The sequence below is a fragment of the Lacinutrix gracilariae genome, assembly GCF_042684485.1.
In the GTDB taxonomy this organism is placed as follows: domain Bacteria; phylum Bacteroidota; class Bacteroidia; order Flavobacteriales; family Flavobacteriaceae; genus Oceanihabitans; species Oceanihabitans gracilariae.
Genome location: NZ_JBHULM010000012.1, coordinates 74,484 through 95,165 on the forward strand (window position 1 = coordinate 74,484; position 20,682 = coordinate 95,165).

Genomic DNA, 20,682 nt, shown 5'->3' on the forward strand with positions numbered 1-20,682 from the left:
ATTATAGTATTACAAGTTTCTCAATTTTTTCGACTTGTTTATTTAGTGCATTAGAACGTACGGTTAACTTATACACATAAACACCTTTACCTATTTTGTCACCAAAATCGTCACGACCATCCCAAACAATGTCTCTAGACAATGCTGACGCTCCTTTTCCACAGCATTCTGATGTATTTGTTTGTCCGTTTAACGTTCTTACCAACTTACCAGAAACGGTGAATACTTGTACTGAAACGTCTAAAGGTTCTGAACTATTGTGATTAAACCAAAATTCTGTATAATTTACAAATGGATTAGGATAATTTAATACATTATCAATTACTAATTTTTGATCTTCATCATATACTACAAATTGAATTTCTTGAGTTGACGAGTTATTATAAACATCCCAAGCTTTAAGAGTTAAAGTGTGTAAGCCTGGTTCTAAATCTCTAAACGGATAATTTACTAAACCTTTGGTATAATCATCTACTTCGGTTTCATAGTAATCATTTAATGTATACGGATTTGTTTCGTCACCATCAATAATTGCAACAATATCATGTCCTATTCCGCTAGCAGTATTTATTCCGTTTTCATCTTCTAATTTCACTAGTAACGATGGAGACTCGTTAGTAATACCTCCTGAAACAAAACTTTCATCATTCATGTATAACGTAATTAATGGACCAACATTGTCTTCTGGTGCATCTTCATTAATTCCTCCTATTTTTATTGTTTCTATACTAGCTCCTGTTTGATCTTGAAGAAAAGGAATTTCTGATTTGGCATAAAAACTTGCTTTACCAAAACCTACCGGAATACCAATATCTTTAGGCACCACAAAATCGAATTCAAACTGTCCGTTTGTTATTGAAGCTTGTCCTCTAAAAATAATTTCTCCAAGGGTTGTAAAATCTAAATATATTCTATTACCTCCATCAGATGTATAATCATTAGATAAGGTTCTTCTTTCAATTTCTTTATCATAAATAGTTGTAGATAACACACCATTATAATTGGTAAGTACATTACCAGATACATCTGTTACTTCACCAGATAATTTTACAAGACTTAAAGCCTCAAGTGTATCTGTTTCTTCTTCAATTGGCACATCATTAATTTTAGTAAGTCTAATATTAGGTTTAGCAAAGGTTAATTTCATTGCTGGATCACCAATAAAAAACACTAATCTACTTTGTGAAATATTTGAAATAGAAGGGTCGTTTTTTGTTAATCTTAAAGCTTCTGCTATAGAAGGATATTCATCATCTTCATAGTTATCTGAATCATTATAAGAAAACATATATTCTCCTAAAACTTCATTAAAAGTAATACCAACACTAACAAAAATCTGCCTTGTTGTTGTTACTAAAGAAGCGGCTCCACCTGTAGCATTCCAAAAGGTATATTCTCCTGCAGTTGGTCTTAACGGATTATCAAACCTGGTATACTCACAAGTAACCGTTACAAAACAATTTAATTTACATACATTATTAATGTTTTGCGCATCTGTTTTTTCAAAAATACGCTCATGCGCAAGTCCGTCTTCTCCTCCATGCCCAAAGTAATTCACTACAATCGCTCCGTTTTCTATAGCGCTTGTCATTGCTTCTGTTACTTTAGGATAACGATCACCTCCTGCAGATGCTTCTTGTAAGTAAGCATCACTATGAATTTTTATAGGATTTAAAAAAGGCTTTTTCTCTTGAATGGTATTTGCTAGTTCATCTGTTGTTTCTTGTAACACTCTTTCCCAAGCTTCATCTAAATCATCAGATACTACCACAAAATTATTTCGCCAGCTACCATAGCTAGCTTCATTATGATACGATATAATTTTATCTACAATTTCTTTTGCTTGTTGTGATGTATTCACAAGCACTCTACCAACAGCTATGTCTAATTTATCTGAAACAGTCATTGTACCTTCATTCTCATCCATCATTCCATAAAAATCATCAGAGACAAAAGAATTGGTTAAATTAAAACTTTCTATGGCATGCCATGAAGGCACAATATTAGTATTGTTTGCAATTCTGTCTTTATAATCTATAGAACCATCACCAAAAAGACATAAGTACTTTATTCTATTTTCTGTTGTACTAGCATTATCATAAATATACTTTACAAAATTTCTAATAGCACCAATATCTTGATTTCCTGTGCTAAACTCTGTGTATATTCTATCTAAAGATTCTACTTTTACATTTAATCCATATTGTTGTCTATTTATTTCTGCCATTCTTTCTGCTTGAGACACTAAATAGGTAGGAGCTACAATTAAATAATCTACATCTTCAAATTCTCCTTGATCATTTAAAAATATGGTTCCTTTTAAATCTTGATTAGCAACACTTGTATTGGAATCTCTTTTAGGTTCATAAAAATCTAAATTAGTTACAATTGCATACTCTTTTAAACTTCCCATATTAGAAGTAAAACTCATGGTTGAGCTAGCATCTGTATTTACAGCTGTAGTTATATTATATAAATCTGTTATATCCCATATTTCTGAAACATTAGCAGTATTGGTAACTGTATATCTTGCAATACCTGAATTTCTTGAAACTTCATAATTTCTAAAAACAAACTGATCACCAGAAAAGTTTAAGGCTCGAGTAGCTTCTAAAGCTATAAAATCTAAATATGCATTTGCACTTGGGTTACCAGCGTTATCATGATTTAAAGTTACTGCAACCTCTGCTGCACTAAGATTAATGTTTCCGTTAAAAAAAGATTCTACTGCTAAATTAGGATCACTAGCAGCAGCAATATTTAAAGTGGTAATTGCGTTATTATTTACATCTATTTGCATGCTTGTAGCAGTTTCAGCATCTGATGCTACATACACTTTAAGTGTTACAGGTTCTGTAGTAACAATATCTGGAAAGCTAAAATTAAACGTTTTACTGCTTTCAACATCAAATTTATCACCAAACCATCTTCTACCTACACTCACTAGGTTATATTCATCCACTTCATGAAATTGATAATCTTGAAATTGATTAATTTCTAAATCTACAGTTCCGCTAGGTTGTATAAAAGGTTGTACTCTTTTTCCTTGACCAGGACTTATATTAATATAGTAGTATGTTTTATCTGTGTATAAATTAATATTGGTATTGCTTTCAGACTCATATCCTCTTGGACCTCTAGCATAAAACAAAATATAATCTTCATTATCAAAAACACCATCATTTTCACCTACTACTCGAATAGCATTTTCTGTTACATCAAAAGGATACACCTCTGCATTAGCATATGGTATCATTTGCCCTCCATTACCATACAACTTAATATTTCTTGGGTCTACATCACTTGTATTAACACCAATTGCATTTAAAAAACTTTTAGAAATTTTAAAAACACCTGTTGTATCTACATAAAACTTATGCCATGAACCAGAACTAAGCACAGAGTTAGTAAGCTCTCTTCTTGAAGAACTAGAAAACCTAGCACTAGTACTACTATTGTTATAACTTACAGTAAATGACGTTATTTTTTTATAAACGCCATCCTCCTTTATAATAGGTGAAACAATTAAATACGCATTACGTTTATCTCTTGCTATAGAATTAGCTAAACTATAAGTTAACTTATTAGGAATTGTCTTTAAATCAACACCTTTTAATTCGCTTAATGAAATATTAGCGTAAGACACTTGCGATAAGCTTACCGAACTCTCATTTATAAAACTAGAAATATCCCATTGTGCTACAAATTGTAAACCATCTTTTAAAGAATAACTAAAATTTTCTTTATTAAAATGAGGTACTTCTATTGAAAATTTTTCATTAGAAATTGTTTGATAATCTTGCCAAGTTATTTGAAACGTTTTCTGTTGTGAAAACGTAACAAACGGTAATATAAGCGTAAGTATAAGTAGTATCTTTTTCATTGCATAAATAACGTGAATAATTATATGTTATTATTAAAAAACAAACATTTTTAAAAAAACGAATCAAAAATACAATAATATTTTATAAAAATGTGCGTTATTAGTTCTACTAAAGAACGATGAAACCATAAAAAACATCGTTATAATGTTTAATAATAAGGGTGAAATGCAATTTTTTTTTAATCAATTTTTACAATTTTACTTGTAGTATTGGCTTTAATTCTTATATTGCGTCACTAAAAATAACAAGAAGCTTACTTTAAAAGTATGAACATGAAAAAAGTAATATTATTATTAATCTTAGCAGTATCTGTAACTGCAGTTAGCTGTAAAAGATCAAGTTCTAAAAACACCTCTAGAGCAACAGGTTGGAAAATAAATGCTAAAGAAGGTGGTTTTCAGTACAATGAAAAATTTAAAGAGCAAGAAACTGCTCCTGGTTTGGTTTTTGTAGAAGGTGGTACTTTTACAATGGGTAAAGTTCAAGATGATGTAATGCATGATTGGAACAACACTCCTAACCAACAACACATTCAATCTTTTTACATGGATGAATCTGAGGTTACTAACTTTATGTACTCACAATACTTATACTGGTTAAAATCTACTTACCCTCCTACTGAAGATAACTTTAAAGCAATTTATAATGGAGCGCTTCCTGATACTTTAGTATGGAGAAACCGTTTAGGTTATAATGAAGTTATGACAAACAATTACTTGCGTCATCCTGCATATGCAGAATATCCTGTAGTTGGTGTTAGCTGGATTCAAGCAGTTGAATTTGCTAACTGGAGATCAGACAGATATAATGAGTTAAATCTAGAACAAGCTGGTTACCTTAAAAGAGATGCTAAAACTTTAGAAGCTACAGCAGATGCTAACTTTAACACAGATACTTATATTAATGCGCCAACGCAAACATATGCTGGTAACGAAGAAATAATTGTTCCTGACGGTGGAAAACGTAATAGAAATATTAGAACAGATGCTGAAGGAAACCAAACAAATAAATTTGCTACAAGAGAAACAGGTATCATTTCTCCTATGTACAGACTACCAACAGAAGCAGAATGGGAATATGCTGCTTTAGGAATGTCTGACGTAAGAAGCTACAACACATACAGAGGTAGAAAAAAATACCCTTGGAGTGGACAATACACACGTACTGGAAAACGTAAAGTTCGTGGTGACCAAATGGCTAACTTCAAGCAAGGAAAAGGAGATTATGGTGGAATTGCTGGATGGAGTGATGATGGAGCAGATATTACAAAACAAGTAATGTCATTTCAACCTAACGATTACGGTTTATATGATATGGCAGGAAACGTTGCTGAATGGGTAGCTGATGTTTACAGACCTATTGTAGATGATGAATTTAATGACTTTAACTACTATAGAGGAAACGTTTATACTAAAAACGCTTTAAATGAAGATGGTACAGTAAAAATTGTTACTTCTGATGATATCGTTTATGACACTTTATCTAACGGTAAAGTTATTGCAAGAAACCTTCCTGGAGAAATTGCTCAAGTAGGAGTTGATGAAAACGAAACTTACTTAAGAACAAACTTTGATAGAAGTGATAACCGTAACTTTAGAGATGGTGACAAACGTTCTTCTAGACAATACGCAGATTCTTTTGATGAAGAAGAAGGAGAAGCAAGTGAAAGTGCTGAAGTAACTAGAAAAATGTACAACTCACCAAAGCACCAAGTACAAACAGATTCTACTGGAGCTATGATACGTGAGTATGACCAATCAAGCAAACGTACTTCTTTAATTAATGATGAAGTAAGAGTTTACAAAGGTGGTTCATGGAAAGACAGAGAGTACTGGTTAGATCCTGCTCAAAGACGTTACTTCCCACAAGATATGGCTACAGACTATATTGGATTTAGATGTGCAATGTCTCGTGTAGGTTCTAAAACCAAAGGAAAAAACAAAACAAAGAACTAATATTTCTTTTTATAAATTAAAAAAGTCCTGACACTAGTCAGGACTTTTTTTTATACATTTATTTTGCAAAACAAGCAACTAACAAATATTATATCTCTTTAGTGAATAATGAAGAACGAAGAGTATAGTACAGCTAAAAATAATTAAGAAAAACGTATGAAGATAGCAGAATTGCACAAACTGTTTTTACAAAGTAATAATGTAAGTACAGACACAAGAAAAATAGAAAAAGAGTGTATGTTTTTCGCTTTAAAAGGCGATAATTTTAATGGGAATACATTTGCAGCTCAAGCACTAGAAAATGGCGCTAAATACGTTGTAATTGATCAAGAGAAGTTTGTAATAAACAACCAAACCATTCTTGTTGAAGACACACTACAAACCCTACAAGAACTAGCTACATACCATAGAAACTATTTGAAAGTAAAAATAATAGCTTTAACAGGTAGTAACGGAAAAACAACTACCAAAGAATTAATAAATGCTACGCTATCTCAAAAATATAAAACAGTAGCTACTGTTGGCAACTTAAATAATCATATTGGTGTTCCCTTAACTTTACTATCTATGTCTAGCAATACAGAAATAGGTATTGTTGAAATGGGAGCAAATCATTTGCATGAAATTGAATTTCTTTGTCAAATAACGCAACCTGATTTTGGTTATATCACCAATTTTGGAAAAGCGCATCTAGAAGGTTTCGGTAGTACCGAAGGTGTCATAAAAGGAAAAACCGAATTATATAATTATTTAACAGCAAACAATAAATTTATATTTTTCAATGCAGATGATCCTATTCAACTAGAAAAATTAAATACTTATACCAATACCTATGGCTTTTCAGAAACCAATAACAATTTTTATAAAATAGAACTTGTAGAAGCAAATCCTTTTGTAAAATTAAAAGCAGAAAACACCAGCATTGCCTCTAACCTTATTGGAGCCTATAATTTCACCAATGTATGTGCTGCTATTAGTATTGGAAAACATTTTGATGTACCATTAGAAAAAATTAAAATCGGTATTGAAAATTACACACCAAAAAACAACAGATCACAAATAATTACAATAAAAAACAACAAAGTAATACTGGATGCATACAATGCAAACCCTACAAGTATGTTAGCCGCAATAACAAACTTTTCTAATTTAAAAGAGGAAAATAAGATAGTAATCTTAGGGGATATGTTTGAATTAGGAAAAGAAGCCGAAAAAGAACACAACAATATTGCAGCATTATTACTTGATTTAAAAATAGAACACGCCTATTTAGTTGGTGAAAATTTCTTTAAAACTGAAACCGTATCTCATACCATAAGCAAATACAAGACTTTTGAAGATTTTAAAAACAGTTTTACTAAACCTAATGACGCTACTCTATTGGTTAAAGGATCACGAGGTATGGCTTTAGAAAGGGTTTTAGACAGCTTGTAATGGTCTTACTTATTTTAAATTCATTAAAACTATAAAGCTTCTTATTTAAAGGAAGCTTTTTTTATTTATTCCTATTAAGCTTAGCTCCTAGTAATACTAATTTATAGCTTTCTATAAAAGCTTAGTATTACTTTGTTTTATCATGATATTAATTAGTCAAATAGATAAAGCAGTTAGCAGTTTGTTTAAAACAAAAAATCCCGATACTAAAGTATCAGGATTTTATTTTCTGTGGGCGCGAAGGGATTCGAACCCCTGACCCCTTGGGTGTAAACCAAGTGCTCTGAACCAACTGAGCTACGCGCCCGAATTATTTTAAAGGTTTCGGTAACCTTACCTTTAATCAGTTTTGATTAAAGCCCCATTATTTGGGATTGCAAATATACACCTGTTTTTTAATTCTCAAAACTTTTTTAAGAGAACATTGCTATTTTATTTAAAAAAACTTTCAGACACCTATCTAAAACGACTTTAAAACAGAAAGTACACACAAAAATATAAGCAAACACTATTCTTTTAAAGATTTACAACTACATTTTAGAAACGAGTAAATAGCTACAATTACTAAGTTTTATTCCCTTTATATTTTTAAAAAAGAATAGATGTATTAGAATCTTCTTTAAAATAAAAAATCCCGATACTAAAGTATCAGGATTTTTATTTCTGTGGGCGCGAAGGGATTCGAACCCCTGACCCCTTGGGTGTAAACCAAGTGCTCTGAACCAACTGAGCTACGCGCCCGACTTATTTTTTAAAGGTTTCGGTAACCTTTTCTTTAATCGTTTTGATTAAAGCCCTATTGTTTGGGACTGCAAATATAGACTTGTTTTTGGATTCTCAAAAACTTTTTTAAACTTTTTTTTAAATTATTTCTGCTACAACAAAAGTACTGCCTCCAACATAAATTACATCCTCTTTTTCAACTTCTATCAACGCTTGTTTATATGCTTCATTTACAGAATTATAAATAGCACCTACATAGTTTTTTCCCTTAAAGTAGTTAAATAGTGCTTCTGCATCCAGGCCTCTAGGAATATTTGGTTTACAAAAATAATACGTCGCATTTTTAGGTAAAAGGTCAATTATAGAATCTAAATCTTTGTCATTTACAACACCAAAAACAATATGAAGCGTATTAAAAGTCTCTTCTTGCAATTGTTTCATGACGTAAGTTAAACCTTCTTGATTATGCGCAGTATCGCATATTACTTTAGGGTTTTCTTGTAAAATTTGCCATCTTCCTTTTAACCCAGTGTTTTTTACCACCTGTAATAAGCCATTTTCTATATTACTAGTAGAAATACACCAATTTTGATCTTGCAATACTTTTATTGTTTGCAAAACGGTTTTTATATTCTTTGTTTGGTAACTTCCTTTTAAATCGCTTTTTAAGGTGTTATTAATTAATGCATCTGCATAGTATATTTTAGAATCGGCTTTACTTGCCAATCTATTAAAAATAGGTTTTGTTTCTTCTTGTGTCTCACCTACAACAACAGGTGTTCTCCTTTTAATGATTCCTCCTTTTTCTTCTGCTATAGCTTCTAAGGTGTTTCCTAAAAACTGCGTATGATCTAATCCTATATTTGTTATCACAGAAACTTCTGGAGAAATAATGTTTGTAGAATCTAATCTTCCGCCTAAACCTACTTCTATAATGGCTATATCTACTTTTTGTTTTTGAAAATATTCAAAAGCCATACCTACTGTCATTTCAAAGAAAGAAAGCTTCTGGCTTTCAAAAAACGCTTTATTTCGTTTAATAAAACCCATTACAAACTGTTTACTCACTTCTTTGCCGTTTATCTTGATGCGTTCTCTAAAATCTTTGAGATGTGGCGAAGTATATAAACCAACAGTATAGCCTGCTTTTTGTAAAACAGAAGCTAACATGTGGCTTGTAGAGCCTTTTCCGTTAGTTCCTGCTACGTGAATACTTTTAAATTTAGTTTCTGGATTTTTTAAATGTTTAGCAAGAACTAAGGTATTACTTAAGTCTTTTTTAAACGCTTTTTTGCCTTGTTGTTGATACATTGGAAGTTGTGCAAACATCCAATTTACTGTATCCTGATATGTCATTTTACTGCCCTAAGTTAAAGTTAACTTTTACAAAACCAACTTGTTTAGCTGGCGCTTTATTATCTGCTCTCCATTTATGAGATAAAGCAATTTTTTTGGCTGGTTCTAATAAACAAGAAGCTGTATTTGTGGTTCCTTTAACTCCAGGAATTGCCTCTACTACATTACCATTTCTGTTTACCACTATTTTTACAATAACCATTCCTGACTCATTGCAATCTTGCTTATATACTTGCTTTGAAGGTGTTCCTCTTCCGTTTAAACCATAACCTACTCCTCCACTTCCAGAACCTGGCTCTCCAAAATAACTTGGTGCATAAGGATCTCCGTTTAACTGGCCTTTATCTCCTGCTTTATCATCATCTCCTTCACTACCAGACTCACTTCCTTCGCTATTACTAACACCACCAATTAAGGCGTCTAGTTTATTCTTTTTTTCTTCTTGCTCTTTCTTTTCTTTTGCTATTCTATCTGCTTCGGCTTTGGCTTTAGCATCTGCAATAGCTTTAGCCTTAGCTTCTGCTTCTTTTTGTTTTTGTATAGCAACGGCTTCTTCGGTTTCTTGGGTTAAAACTTCTTCTGTAGCTTCTGTTGCTTTTGTAGGTTCAGCAGCTTCTGTTGGTTCTGTTTCTGCTGGTTTATTAATATTTAGGTCTTCTGATTTTATAGGTTTTGTAGGTTGTACATTACCTGATCCAAAATCTGTGGTACCAAAATTTACTGCAACACCATACTCTTCTGGAGGATCCATATATTTTGGTCCTACAACAAAAATTAGCAATATGATTATTAACGCTACTAGCGTTGTTATCTTTGCTGCATTTTTTTCGTGTTTGGTATTAAGGTATTTCATTTAGATTTCATGCTTACAATGTGAATAGTATAAAACTATTCGCTCATCTTAATTCTAATTGGTAATCCGTAGGAAACTGTTACAGGACTACCTTGTTGCATTCCTGGTTTCATTTTAGGTAATAACCTAGTAACGCGTTTTGCTTCTTCCACTAATTTTGGGTCTACTGCTCTTGCGCTTATATTTACCACATTACCCGAAGTATTTATTTTAAAGGAAATATTTATTTTTTGAATTCCTGTTAAATCTGAAGCTAAGTCTGTATCAAAGTTTTTCATGATAAACGCTTTAATTTTATCACTCATACATTGTTTTATAGCAGCATTGCTTCCTCCTTCACAACCTGGATAAATAGGAGCCTTTTCTATTAAAGCAAAAGATGTTTCACCACCACCTGCATTTGCTTTTGCTTTTGCTGCTGCGTCTGCTTTAGCTTTTGCATCTGCTGCAGCCTTTGCATCTGCCTTTGCTTTAGCTGCAGCTCTTGCTTTAGCTTCTGCTGCTGCTTTTGCAGCTCTTGCTTTGGCTTCTGCCTTTGCCTTTGCGTCAGCCTTTGCTTTGGCTGCTGCTTTAGCTTTTGCGGCTTTATCTTTTTTTAATTTTTCTTCAGCTGCTGCTTTTGCTTTAGCTGCTGCTTCGGCTTTTTGTTTTGCCTCCTTAGCCTCCTTAGCTTCCTTAGCTTCCTTGGCCGCTTTTGCTGCTGCTGCTTTTTGTTTTGCTTCTTCTTCGGTTTTTAATCGTTCTGCTTCTTCGGCTTCTTCTTTTAATATTCTTTCTGCTTCAGCTGCTTCTTTTTTAGCTTCTTCAATTTCTTTAAGGGCCTTTTCTTCAGCTGCTTTTTCTTCTTGTAATTTTTCTTCTAGAAGTCTTTCTTCTTCCGCTTTAGCTTCTGCTTCAGCTTTAGCGTCTTCTTCGCTAGTATCTTCAATTTCTTCTTCTTCTAAAAGCTCTTCTGCAACTTCTTCTTCAGCTATTTCTTCTTCTACTTCTGGTTCTGCTTCTTCCTCTATTTCTTCTTGAGGCGCTTCTTCTTGTACTTCTGCTTTATTTGGCTGAACGTTTCCGCCTGCTGGTGCACCACTACCAAAATTTATTGCAATACCATATTCTTCTGGTTCTTCTTTATAATCTTGACCAACAACAAAAAGCAGCAAAACAATAATCAACGTGATTAATGTTGTTATTTTTGCTGCATTTTTTTCGTGTTTGGTAGTGAAGTATTTCATTTACATTATGTATTCTTCCTTATATAATAGACTGCAATCTGCATGCCAATTTTGGGAAATAACTTATTGCGATTTTACTGCTAAAGTAGACTTGATTTTATTTCTATTAGCAATATCCATGATAAAGACTACATGTTTCATTTCTACATCTTGGTCTGAACGAATGGTAATGGATGGTGTATCTGTTTCGCCAACTTTTGCTAATACTTCGGCTTCTAAATTATCTTTAGAAACTTGTTTCATATCTACATAATAATTAACATCGTTATCTACGCTTACAGACACATTTTTTGTTTGGGTTGTTTTGCTTGACGATTTTGGTAATAATAAATCGATAGCTTCTGCCGAAACAAGTGTGGATGCAATCATAAAAAAGATAAGCAACAGAAATACAATGTCTGTCATTGACGACATATTAAATTCTGGTGTTACTTTATTTCTTCCTCTTAAATTCATACTTATTTATTGAAAGGATTAAAAATTAATTATTACTAAGATTCACTCCATTTTACAATGTTAGCATCTTAGTAATAATTTAAACTGGCTCGTTTAAATGGTCTAAAAACTCTAAAGAATTAGCTTCCATTTGGTAAACAACCTTATCTGTTTTTACTACTAAATGATTGTATGCTACGTAACCTACAATACCAACAATTAATCCTCCAACGGTTGTAGTCATTGCTGTATATAAACCATCTGCAAGGGTTTTAATATCTATAGAACCACCTGAATTGGCAATTTCAAAAATAGATAAAATCATTCCTATTACTGTACCAAGAAATCCTATCATTGGTGCAGCTCCTGAAATAGTAGCTAGTACACTTACGTTTTTTTCTAATCCGTAAATTTCTAGTCTTCCAGCATTTTCAATTGCTGTATTAATATCTTCTAAGGGTTTTCCTATTCTACTAATTCCTTTTCCTATTAATCTAGAAACAGGTGAATTTTGTTGAACGCATAACATTTGTGCGGCATCAATTTTACCGTTAGATACGTGGTCTTTAATTTGGTTCATAAAGTTTGCATCTACTTGTGATGCTGCTTTAATGGCAAAAATTCTTTCAAAATAAATATAGATAGCAACTATAAGTAAAACAAATAGTATCGCCATGATTATTATACCTGCAGTACCACCACTAGATATTAATTCTATTACTGAAAGTGTTTTTTCTACAGACTCGCCATCTGTTAATAATTCGGCTCCATCTTGAACCTCTTGTGCTATTGTGTTTAACATAAACATTTGTTTTTACTAATGTATTAACGTTGATATTTTTACTTAAGTATGTTTAAAATAAAGTTCTTGTAATCATAAATGCAGCTGCACCAACAATAAACCCTACTAAGGCTAGCCAAGCTATCTTTTTTAAATACCAGAAGAAGTCTATTTTTTCCATTCCCATTGCAACAACACCTGCTGCAGAACCAATGATTAACATACTACCACCTGTTCCAGCAGAATATGCTATAAAGTGCCAAAGTTCATTATCTATAGGTTCAGAGAACATTCCTAAACTTGCTGCTACTAAAGGTACATTATCAATAACTGCAGAACCAACACCTAATAATAGTACTACTAAATCTGAAACACCTGCATGGTGTAATTCTGTACCTAGCATTGGCATAGTGTCTTGTAAGCTTGAAGCAAAACCGAATAAAATTCCTAAAGATTCTAAAGCTGCAACAGCCATTAAAATACCTAAGAAAAATAAGATACTTGGCATTTCTATTTTTGAAAGAGAATGATGAACAGGACTATGGTGTGCATGTGCATCACTTTCATCTGAATCATGACTAGTAATACTAAACTTAGAGCTACTGTATATTTCTGCAAAAATGGCAACAATACCTAAAGCTAACATCATACCAACATAAGGAGGTAAGTGAGTTATTGTTTTAAAAACAGGAACAGATACTATACCTGCTAAACCTAGGTATAACATGGTTGCGCTATATTTACTTTTTGGTTTATCACTATCATCTTCTACAGTTTCTAAATTTCCTTTAAAAGCTGGTAAGAACGAAGCAATAAAAGTAGGTACAAGCATACATAATAAAGAAGGTACAAATAAGTAACCTATTAAATGTCCTGTAGTTACTTTTTTACCAATCCATAACATGGTTGTGGTAACATCTCCAATTGGAGACCAAGCACCTCCTGCGTTAGCAGCTATGATAATTAAACCTGCATACCAAACACGTACATCTCTTTCTTTTATTATTTTTTGAAGTATAGATATTAAAACAATGGTTGCTGTTAAGTTATCTATTATTGCAGAAAGCATAAAAGCAAGAAAAGCAAAAATCCATAATATTTTAGATTTCTTTTTTGTTTTAATATAGCTTTTAATAGTAGAGAAACCATCAAAATAATCTATAATTTCTACAATGGTCATTGCACCTAAAAGGAATACTAAAATTTCTGCGGTTTTACCTAAATGATGTAAAAGAGTTTCTTCCATCATGTGCATTTTTTCTTCGTGTCCTAGCAATCCGAAGTTTTCTAGTAAACTATGTTTTCCTGAGTCAAACCATTGCGGAAAACTATCAATTCCTAATGCAATTAAAGCCCAACAAATAGCCATCATGACTAAGGCAGGTATTAGTTTATCTATTTTAATGCTGTGTTCTAAAGTAATTGCTAAATAACCTAATACAAATACTAAAATAATTATTGTTCCCATAAAATTGTGTTATATAAGTTGACTTAATGCAATTTCAAATGCTGTTGCACTAATGCCTTTTTTAGATTGGTTTTTGTTGTGTACTTTTTCTATTGCTTTTTTAATAATTTCTGAAGTATCATTAAAAATAGCTTCATCTGTCATTTGCACTTTACGTTCCATAAAGTAAGCAAAGACTCTTGCCATACCACAATTAGAAATAAAATCTGGTATTAGGCTAACGCGATTGTCTGTATGCTCCATTATAGGACCAAAGAAAATTTCTTTATCTGCAAAAGGTACATTTGCTCCACAAGAAATAACTTCTAAACCTGTGTTTATCATTTGGTCTATTTGGTCTTGTGTAATTAATCTAGATGCTGCACAAGGTGCAAATATTTGTGTTTCTAAAGACCAAATTTTATCATTTATTTCTTCAAAAGGAATAAGATTATCTGCTACTAGAGTGTTTCCGTCTTTATTTAAAAACAGCTCTGTAATTTCTTCAAAAGAGAAACCATCTTCTTTTATTAAACCACCTGCACGATCAATAATTCCAACAACTTTTGCTCCCATTTGCGAAAGATAAAATGCTGCTGCAGAACCTACATTACCAAATCCTTGAACAATTGCTTTTTTACCAACAACAGATCCTCCATAAGTAGTATAATATTGTTTTACAGCTTCGGCAACACCAAAACCTGTAATCATATCTGCAACGGTATATTTTCTGGCAACGTTTGGAGAGAAATTAGGGTTTTCTATCACTTTAATTACACCTTGGCGTAATTGTCCTATTCTATTAATTTTATCTGCTTCTGTAGGTTTAAAGTGACCATTAAAGACACCTTCTTGTGGATGCCAAACACCACTTTCTTCGGTAATTGGAATTACTTCATGAATTTCATCTACATTTAAATCTCCTCCTGTACCATAATAGCTTTTTAATAAAGGGGAAACTGCTTTATACCAACGTTCTAGAACTTGTTTTTTTCTAGGGTCTTTTGGGTCAAAATTAATTCCTGATTTTGCGCCACCTATAGCTGGCCCAGAAACTGTAAATTTTACTTCCATGGTTTTAGCTAGAGATAAAACTTCGTTCATATCTAAGCCTTTACGCATTCTTGTTCCTCCTCCTGCGGCTCCTCCGCGTAGTGAGTTTATTACTGTCCAACCTTCAGCATCTGTTTCTGGATCTTTCCAATTAAACACTATTTCAGGTTCTTTATTTTCATACTTACTCAGTAATTCTTTCATCAATTTAGTTAGTTATTTCAATTAAACAAATATAAAAAACAAAAAGAGCTTTATATTAAATTTATAATATTTTTAAGGCAGATAAATTTTTCCTGAGCTATGATTTTTACTAGCTCCTGTTACACTGCTTAAACAATTTACTTCTTCTCTTAATTTTAACACTCCTAAAAGTCCAAAAATTAAAGCCTCTTTATAATTTATAATTTCTGTAGAAGGTATTATTACCTTATTATTTGTTCTATTTTTTATTTGGTTTATTAAATAGGTATTAAATGCTCCTCCTCCTGTTAGTAAAACAGTTGCATTTTCTTTTTTGTTTATTTCATTAGCAATTTGAATGGCTATATGCTCTACAAACGTTTTTAAAATATCTTTAATTGCTATTGAAAAAACATCAATTAAAGGAAAAACTTCTTTTTTAACCCATTCTAATCCTAAAGATTTTGGGTAAGGCTCTTTATAAAAGTCTAAAGTATTAAGTTGTTCTAATAATTGGGTATTAATGTTTCCTGTTGCTGCTAATTTTCCTTGGTCATCAAATTCTACACCTAATTTTTGAACATAATGATTTAATACAATGTTTACAGGACAAATATCAAAAGCAATGCGTTGATTATTTTCTTCAAAAGAAATATTAGCAAAACCACCAAGGTTTACACAGTAATGATACTTAGAAAACAATAGTTTATCTCCTATTGGCACTAGTGGAGCACCTTGACCTCCTAGTGCAACATCTTGTACTCTAAAATCACAAACAACTTTAGTATTGCTTAAAGTTGCCAATTCTTTTAAATTTCCTATTTGGTAGGTTACTCCTTTTTCGGGTTGATGCAATGCTGTATGACCATGGGAACAAATAGCATCTATATCGTGAATATTATTTTTTTTAATAAAATCAAGAATCACTTTAGCCAAATGCTTCGTGTAATCTGAATCTATTTCTTTTAAACTATTTGATGTATTAGATACTAAATTTTGAAGTACGTGTGTCCATTCTTTAGAATAAGCTATGGTAGAACATTTTTCTATTTTAAAATTCCAGTGGTCTGTAAAATTAAAGATAATGTATGCTAGGTCTATTCCATCTAGTGATGTTCCAGACATAACTCCTATTATTTTATATTGATTATTTAACATATTCTGTAAAAATAGTAATACCTATTGAAAATATGCTATTAAAAAGTTATATTTGCTCTCATTTTTTATCATAAAACCAATTTAACAAAACTATGGATTTTAATTTAACAGAAGAACATTTAATGATTCGTGATGCTGCAAGAGATTTTGCACAAACAGAATTATTACCAGGAGTTATTGAACGTGATAACACACAAACTTTCCCGCAGGAATTAGTAAGAAAAATGGGAGACCTTGGTTTTATGGGAATTATGGTAGACCCTAAATATGGAGGAAGCGGAATGGATGCTATTTCTTATGTTTTAATAATGGAAGAACTTTCTAAAATTGATGCATCTGCCTCTGTTATGGTTTCTGTAAATAACTCTTTAGTTTGCTATGGTTTAGAAGCCTACGGAAATGAAGAACAAAAACAAAAATACTTAACAAAACTTGCTACTGGAGAACAAATAGGTGCATTTTGTTTAAGCGAACCAGAAGCAGGAAGTGATGCAACTTCACAAAGAACAACTGCTATAGATCATGGAGATCATTATATACTTAACGGAACTAAAAATTGGATTACTAATGGAGGAAGAGCTGATGTTTACTTGGTAATTGCACAAACCGATAAACACAAAGGTTCTCATGGTATTAATGCATTTATTGTTGAAAAAGGAACTCCAGGATTTGATATTGGACCAAAAGAAGACAAATTAGGAATACGTGGAAGTGACACACATACATTACAATTTAATGATGTAAAAGTACCTAAAGAAAATAGAATTGGTGCCAATGGATCTGGATTTAGATTTGCAATGAAAACACTTTCTGGTGGAAGAATTGGTATTGCATCTCAAGCTTTAGGTATTGCTGCAGGAGCTTATGAATTGGCATTAAAATACTCTAAAGAACGTAAAGCTTTTGGTACAGAGATTTGTAACCATCAAGCAATTGCTTTTAAATTAGCTGATATGCATACTGAAATTGAAGCTGCAAGAATGCTTGTTATGAAAGCTGCTTGGGACAAAGATCAAGGTAACAATTACGATATGTCTAGTGCTATGGCAAAATTATACGCTTCTAAGGTAGCAATGGAACAAACAGTTGAAGCAGTTCAAATTCATGGTGGTAATGGTTTTGTAAAAGAATACCATGTAGAACGTTTAATGCGTGACGCAAAAATTACTCAAATTTATGAAGGTACTTCTGAAATTCAAAAAATTGTAATTTCAAGAGGATTGATTAAAGCCTAAAAAAGAAACACCTTTTTTATATTTTAAAGATTCAACTTTTAGTTGAATCTTTTTTTTTGCCCTTCTATAAAAATAACATTCTCATTAAGATGAAAAAAACAAAGGTTTATAAGCTTTAGAGTTTGTACTATTTTACTTATTATTTTTTATATCATCTAACACTAAACGTATTTCACCATAGGTATATTTATCATCAATTTGATGTTTAAGGTCTGATAGGTTTTCAAAACTATGTTTTGGTATAATTTCTATTAATTCTTTATAATGTTTTTCAGAAATTAAATCGGTTATCTTTACTTCTCCAGAATCCATAAAACTTGCTAAATGCCCCGTTATTGTATTTACATTTAAATCGCGTTCCATAGCAATTTGCTCTATTGCTTTTCCGGATTTAAATAACTCTAAAGATATTTTTTTAGTATCTCCCTTTTGCCTCTTTGGTTTAGGTGCTTCAAATATTTCTGCATCTTTTGAAGTTTCTATATCATTTTCGTCACAATACGCTCTAATTACTTTTAAAATTTCAGAACCATATTTCTCTACACGTGTTTTACCAAAACCACTTACTTTTAATAATTCGGTTTGATTAGTTGGTAGCGTTTCACACATTTCATATAATGACTTTTGATTAAATATTTGGTAGTGAATTAAACCTTTATCATTAGCTATGTTATTTCTTAATTCTCTAAGCAATTCAAACAGCTCTACATTAGTCGTGCCATCAATAATTTCTTTCCTAGGCTTTTTAGGTGCTTGTTTTGCTAAAAAAACAGATTTACTTCTTAATTCTAAAAAGGTATTCGCATTAAATTCTTTATTTAATCCTTTAAAATAAAGTTGCTTTGTGGCTAATAATTCTTCAAATAAATCTAATGCTTTTGTAAGTTCCGTTTCTACAGCCTTATTATCGGTTGTAAAACTAAAGCTTTTATAAGTATCTATAATTTTAGTTTCAACTTGAGCGGTATAATAATGAATCGCTTTTACAAAACGTTCTTGTAAGTCTTTATTGGTTTCTGGTATTAATGAAGTTTCAGATAATTCTTGCAGTTGTGCCTTAAAAGCATTTGCTACTTTTAATAAGTTTGTAATACAATCTTTAATAGAAACAAAAGGAGCTTCCACATTACCTTCAATACTACCTCTATTTTTATAAAAAATATCTAAAACACGATTTACTGGATATAAAAATTTGTAAAAATTAAATATTTCTGAAATTAAGTTAAGCTGAAAATCGCCAATAGATTGCTGAAGAATAATATCATTAGGTTGATTTTCTTCCGCATCTTTATTAAACGAAATTACATTACTATCACTAATAATCTGACTAGAATTAATTTTACTTTTTAAAACCAATCCTTCTAAACTTTTACAACGACTCAGCGCTACATAGGTTTGTCCATGAGCAAATGCTCCAGCTGCATCAATTATAGCTTTATCAAAAGTTAAACCCTGACTTTTGTGTATAGTAATAGACCAAGCCAAACGCAAAGGCATTTGTGTATAAGATCCAATTTTATTTTCTGTAATAGCTTTTGTATCTGCATCTACAGAATAATTAATATTTTCCCAAATTTCTGGAGTAGTAATAATATTAAAATCATCATCAGGACACTTTACAACTACTTCATCTTTATCTAATAAAATAACTTTACCTATTTTACCATTAAAATAGCGCTTCTCTGCAGAACTATCATTTTTAATAAACATTACTTGAGCTCCTACTTTTAACTTAAGCTCTTCTTTATTAGGGTATGAAAATTCTGGAAATTTACCTTCTACTTTAGCATTGTAAATAACCGCTTTTCCTTTTAACGAATCTAAGGCATCTTTATTAGTTAGTTCTGCTTTATTATTGTGTGTAGTTAATGAAATATAACCTTCATTATCGCTAGGCGAAAAATCTGGCTGGTACCTTTTATTTAATTCTTCTGCAGAGGATGCAGATAAACGGTTAGTTCTAATTTCATTAAGAATATTAATAAAAACAGGGTTATCCTGTCTGTAAATATGTTTTAATTCAACTGTAATAGGTTTACATTGCTGATAAGACAAACTACTAAAAAAGAAAGCGTTTTTATAAAAAGGTTTTAATAAATGCCATTCATTATCTTTTACCACAGGAGATAATTGTTGTAAATCACCAATCATTAATAATTGTAAACCTCCAAAAACTTTATCTCTATTTCTAAAACGACGTAAGGTTTTATCAATACCATCTAATAAATCAGCACGAACCATACTAATTTCATCTATAACTAATAAGTCAATAGATTTAATAATATTAATTTTCGTTTTACTAAATTTTCTATTAAATCCAGAAGGTTTAATTAAATCCTCATTTGGTAAAATAGGACCAAAAGGTAATTGAAAAAAAGAATGAATAGTAACACCTTTAGCATTAATAGCAGCAACACCAGTAGGAGCCACAACCACCATTCGTTTCAAAGATTTCATCTTTAACTTATGTAAAAAAGTTGTTTTACCTGTCCCTGCTTTTCCTGTCAAAAACACATTTCTATCTGTGTTATTTATAAAATCCCAAGCTAAATCTAATTCCCTATTTGTTGCCATTATAAATATTTCAATACAAAACTTGAAGATAATTAAAATCAATAATTTTTATGGCGAGTTTTAAAAAAATAAAACCACGCTATTCACTATATCTTTTTTTTGCATATGCGCAACAAAAAAAAGGATGCCGTTACTATCGTTCTCGCTGTTATACATAAAGTAGAATGTAGCGGTTAAATAATTTTTATTTAGAATATCACCTTACATAAAAAGCAAATTGACTCCTTTAGTTATAAGACTTTAATTAACTTGATTTTCTTGATTTTGTTGTATAAAAAAACCCTTCATTAAATAAATAATGAAGGGTTTAAAAAAGGCGACGACCTACTCTTCCACAATGTAGTACCATCGGCGCAAATGGGCTTAACTTCTCTGTTCGGAATGG

The 20,682-nt window shown here is 31.6% G+C and carries 13 protein-coding genes, 2 tRNA genes and 1 rRNA gene; 3 read left to right on the forward strand and 13 right to left on the reverse strand.

Translation table 11 applies throughout. The features are described 5' to 3' along the window. Position 1: 1 nt before the first annotated feature. On the reverse strand, positions 2-3,883 hold the full coding sequence (porU, locus tag ACFSSB_RS15255; RefSeq protein ID WP_379905845.1) for a type IX secretion system sortase PorU: 3,882 nt from the start codon (positions 3,881-3,883) through the stop codon (positions 2-4). A gap of 267 nt (positions 3,884-4,150) precedes the next feature. On the opposite strand from porU, the gene gldJ reads away from it, so the two are divergent. After that, the gene (gene gldJ, locus ACFSSB_RS15260; RefSeq protein ID WP_379905847.1) at positions 4,151-5,839 is read left to right on the forward strand and encodes a gliding motility lipoprotein GldJ; all 1,689 of its coding nucleotides are present in this window, start codon (positions 4,151-4,153) and stop codon (positions 5,837-5,839) included. A gap of 156 nt (positions 5,840-5,995) precedes the next feature. Beyond that, entirely contained in the window at positions 5,996-7,273 is a 1,278-nt protein-coding gene (locus tag ACFSSB_RS15265; protein WP_379905849.1) for a UDP-N-acetylmuramoyl-tripeptide--D-alanyl-D-alanine ligase, read from the forward strand. A gap of 232 nt (positions 7,274-7,505) precedes the next feature. Here the strand turns inward: ACFSSB_RS15265 and ACFSSB_RS15270 are convergent. The 10 genes from ACFSSB_RS15270 to ACFSSB_RS15315 form a co-directional block, all read right to left on the reverse strand. Beyond that, a tRNA-Val gene (locus ACFSSB_RS15270) sits at positions 7,506-7,580 on the reverse strand. 359 nt (positions 7,581-7,939) lie between these two features. Next, positions 7,940-8,014, reverse strand: a tRNA-Val gene (locus ACFSSB_RS15275). A gap of 120 nt (positions 8,015-8,134) precedes the next feature. Then, positions 8,135-9,352, reverse strand: coding sequence for a bifunctional folylpolyglutamate synthase/dihydrofolate synthase (locus tag ACFSSB_RS15280; protein WP_379905851.1), 1,218 nt, complete (start codon positions 9,350-9,352; stop codon positions 8,135-8,137). Between the two features lies 1 nt (position 9,353). Further along, positions 9,354-10,205 (reverse strand): energy transducer TonB, encoded by an 852-nt coding sequence (locus tag ACFSSB_RS15285; RefSeq protein ID WP_379905854.1) that lies wholly within the window; start codon positions 10,203-10,205, stop codon positions 9,354-9,356. A 35-nt stretch (positions 10,206-10,240) separates the two neighbouring features. After that, a complete protein-coding gene (locus ACFSSB_RS15290; RefSeq protein WP_379905856.1) occupies positions 10,241-11,431 on the reverse strand; it encodes an energy transducer TonB in 1,191 nt (396 codons plus the stop codon). A gap of 63 nt (positions 11,432-11,494) precedes the next feature. Next, on the reverse strand, positions 11,495-11,887 hold the full coding sequence (locus ACFSSB_RS15295) for an ExbD/TolR family protein (RefSeq protein WP_379905858.1): 393 nt from the start codon (positions 11,885-11,887) through the stop codon (positions 11,495-11,497). Between the two features lie 79 nt (positions 11,888-11,966). Further along, positions 11,967-12,668 (reverse strand): MotA/TolQ/ExbB proton channel family protein, encoded by a 702-nt coding sequence (locus ACFSSB_RS15300; protein WP_379905860.1) that lies wholly within the window; start codon positions 12,666-12,668, stop codon positions 11,967-11,969. A gap of 52 nt (positions 12,669-12,720) precedes the next feature. Beyond that, entirely contained in the window at positions 12,721-14,115 is a 1,395-nt protein-coding gene (nhaD, locus tag ACFSSB_RS15305) for a sodium:proton antiporter NhaD (RefSeq protein WP_379905862.1), read from the reverse strand. Positions 14,116-14,124: 9 nt separating this feature from the next. Further along, positions 14,125-15,351, reverse strand: a complete 1,227-nt coding sequence (locus tag ACFSSB_RS15310) for a Glu/Leu/Phe/Val dehydrogenase dimerization domain-containing protein (protein WP_379905866.1) — start codon at positions 15,349-15,351, stop codon at positions 14,125-14,127. A gap of 72 nt (positions 15,352-15,423) precedes the next feature. Next, positions 15,424-16,488, reverse strand: a complete 1,065-nt coding sequence (locus ACFSSB_RS15315; RefSeq protein WP_379905869.1) for an anhydro-N-acetylmuramic acid kinase — start codon at positions 16,486-16,488, stop codon at positions 15,424-15,426. A gap of 92 nt (positions 16,489-16,580) precedes the next feature. Between ACFSSB_RS15315 and ACFSSB_RS15320 the strand changes: the two genes are divergently transcribed. After that, positions 16,581-17,723 (forward strand): acyl-CoA dehydrogenase, encoded by a 1,143-nt coding sequence (locus tag ACFSSB_RS15320; protein ID WP_379905871.1) that lies wholly within the window; start codon positions 16,581-16,583, stop codon positions 17,721-17,723. A gap of 132 nt (positions 17,724-17,855) precedes the next feature. On the opposite strand, the gene ACFSSB_RS15325 is transcribed toward ACFSSB_RS15320, so the two are convergent. Beyond that, positions 17,856-20,297 (reverse strand): helix-turn-helix domain-containing protein, encoded by a 2,442-nt coding sequence (locus ACFSSB_RS15325; protein WP_379905873.1) that lies wholly within the window; start codon positions 20,295-20,297, stop codon positions 17,856-17,858. Positions 20,298-20,608: 311 nt separating this feature from the next. After that, a 5S ribosomal RNA gene (rrf, locus tag ACFSSB_RS16010) occupies positions 20,609-20,682 on the reverse strand; the annotation flags it as partial.